Annotated in this window: 2 protein-coding genes; both read left to right on the top strand. The window is 60.1% G+C overall.

What is annotated here, in order from left to right; all coding sequences use genetic code 11:
• The coding region (locus V2B23_RS30715; protein WP_430953672.1) for a transposase at window positions 1-371 on the top strand (371 nt) is incomplete at its 5' end.
• 842 nt (window positions 372-1,213) lie between these two features.
• A protein-coding gene (locus V2B23_RS30710) for an IS3 family transposase (RefSeq protein WP_430953671.1) occupies window positions 1,214-2,436 on the top strand; the annotation gives its coding sequence in 2 pieces (ribosomal slippage) (window positions 1,214-1,520 and window positions 1,520-2,436; 1,224 coding nt in all).
• Window positions 2,437-2,710: the final 274 nt, after the last annotated feature.

Genomic DNA, 2,710 nt, shown 5'->3' with positions numbered 1-2,710 from the left:
CCTCAACCCTGGACCGCAGACCATCACCCCGAACACCCGACACCATCGAAAAGCAGCTTGACTCTCAGGAGAGCATCAGAGGAAGTCAATGCACTGCAGAGATCATGAAGCAGGCGTGCGAACGGTACAGACTGCGCCGTTCTATGGGAGATACCGGGATATGCTGGGATAATGCCGGTGCGGAGAGCCTGTGGTCGACGTTCAAGCACGAGTACTATTATCGACACACTTTCGCCTATGCGTCGGAATTAGTTGCTGCAGTTGACAACTGGATGCACGTCTACAACACTCGGCGTAGGCACTCCACGATCGGGATGCTCAGCCCCACGAACTACGAAAAGTCACTGACCGCGACCTCGATGGCCGCGTGACCACTGTCCACTTTCCGGGGTGAACCTCACACCTCGCCGAATCAGCTTGTACACCGTAGGTATACACGTCACGCTGACAACGAGATATTTAGTCTGGCCAGAGAACGAAGTTATTCTGCTCGACACTCCAAAACTACCGAGTGCGCGGGGTACAGCGCAGGCCGATGCTGTCGAACTTTAGTTCCGGATGTGTTGAAGACAGGCCGCGCACGACTCCGAGGTCGTCTCGATGCCCCCGAGCAGACCATCTGCAACCGGCGTGCTGGTGCCGGCCTCTGACTGCCCCGTTCAACCATTCGTCGCGCATCAAGCGGTCCGATGGCGCAGGAAGCGACGTCGTGGCCTTGGCGACGCAGGTGAGCGGCTTTTCGGTGGTCGTACAGCTCTTTTCTGCGGTGCCTGTGGTTGCTTGCTGTTCCTGAATGAGGGGGCGTCGGGGATAGTCCGGTGCCGGCACGGCTACCGATCTCATTAGATCGACTCGACCCTGAAATTTTGTGCACGCAGATCGTCGATGACCTGGACTGTGTTCCCAACCGCCTACGGTGCAGGGAGGTGCCTCTGCGGCGGCGAGGGTCGAGCTCCCTCGCGAAGAAAATCGATTGCGACGTCTCTAATTTTGTTGACTTCTTTGAATTCTCGGTGCTTACGCTCGAGTTCGTGATCTGCATTTGCTCCGCGATGTTCGCCGGGTACATGCTGGGCATCGACTGGGTTCGCATGGCTGAAGTTACGCTGCGATTCGGCACTGATGCCGAGTTTCGGGCCTAGGGCCTTGACCCCGCGGGTTGGACACGCTTGATCCTGGTCTCAGACCAGGAAAAGCGAGAAGATCTAACCCGATGGCAAAGAAAAATTACTCCGAAGAGTTCCGCCGTGACGCAGTCGCGCTGTACCGCGACACCGAGGGCGCGACCGTAGCCGGGATCGCCGCCGACCTCGGCATATCCCACGGCTCCCTGACCACATGGCTGAAGAACGCGGGAATCCCGATCCGCAGACCCGTCGCCACCGCTCCGGGGCCCGGCACCGGCGAGACACCCGAGCAGGAAGCCGCCAGGCTCCGCGCCGAGGTTGCACACTTGCGAGCGGAGAAAACCAAGCTCGAAACCGAGCGAGACATCCTGCGGTCGGCGGCAAAATATTTCGCCGGAGAGACGAATTGGTGAACCGCTTCCAGTTCGTTGCAGACCACTCCGACACCTACCCGGTGAAGCGGTTGTGCCAGGTCATCGATATCGCCCGCTCGTCGTACTACGCATGGATCAACGCCGCCGACACGCGGGCTGCCCGCGCCATCGCCGACCTCGAACTCGCCGAGAAGATTCGCGCCGTCCACACGGTGGACAACACCTACGGGCGGCCCAGGATCACCGCCGAGATCAATCACGGACAACCCACCGGCCAACGCGTTAATCACAAACGGATCGCAAGGATCATGCGCGCCAACAACATCGAGGGCCTGCGGCTGCGCCGAAAACACCGCACCACCATCGCCGAACCAGCCGACACTCCGTCGCCGGACCTGCTCAACCGTGATTTCACCGCAGCCGCACCGAACACCAGATACGTCGGTGACATCACGTACTTGCCATGCGGAGACGGTGAGTTCTTGTATTTGGCCACGGTGATCGACTGCTTCTCCCGACGCCTGGTGGGCTGGTCGATCGCCGAGCACATGCGTACCGAACTCGTGGAGAACGCGCTCGAGGCCGCAGCTCGCACACGCGGCGGCCTTGCCGGTGCAGTGTTCCACGCCGATCGCGGAAGTCAGTACACCTCAAAGGGCTTCGCGATGCTCTGCGCGGATTTGGGTGTCGCGCAATCGATGGGAGCGGTGGGCACGAGCGCGGACAATGCCCTGGCCGAGTCGTTCAATGCGACACTCAAACACGAAACGCTGCAAGGCGCAGCCCGCTGGGAATCGCCCCGGGCGGCAAGGCTCGCGGTGTTCCGGTGGATCACCCGCTACAACACCCGACGCCGGCACTCGTACTGCAACTATCTCAGTCCCACCGACTACGAAAACGCTCACACATCCGATAGCCTGCAGCAAGCCGCGTAATCACAAACCCCGTGTCCAGTTTCCGGGGTCAAGGCCCCTATCACCTGACATGCGGAGTAGACGGATGGGTCTTCGTGGAGGTCGTCGAGGACCATCCTGACGCCTCGCTCACGCTCCTCGGGCGGGTGACGCTTGGGCATGATCTGCATCCGTCACAAAAAGGATGCGGCATCAAACCCGGCACGGTTCAAAGATTGCTTTGATGTACCCCGAGTTTTCCGGAGTTCGTTTGTTTTACTTCAGGCATTGATGCACCCGAGAGAGGTTCACGATG

The sequence above is a fragment of the Rhodococcus sp. 24CO genome, from assembly GCF_050586165.1.
Lineage (GTDB): Bacteria > Actinomycetota > Actinomycetes > Mycobacteriales > Mycobacteriaceae > Rhodococcus_F.
Note: the sequence above shows the minus strand (reverse complement) of the source record. Positions and strands in the feature narration are given on the sequence as shown.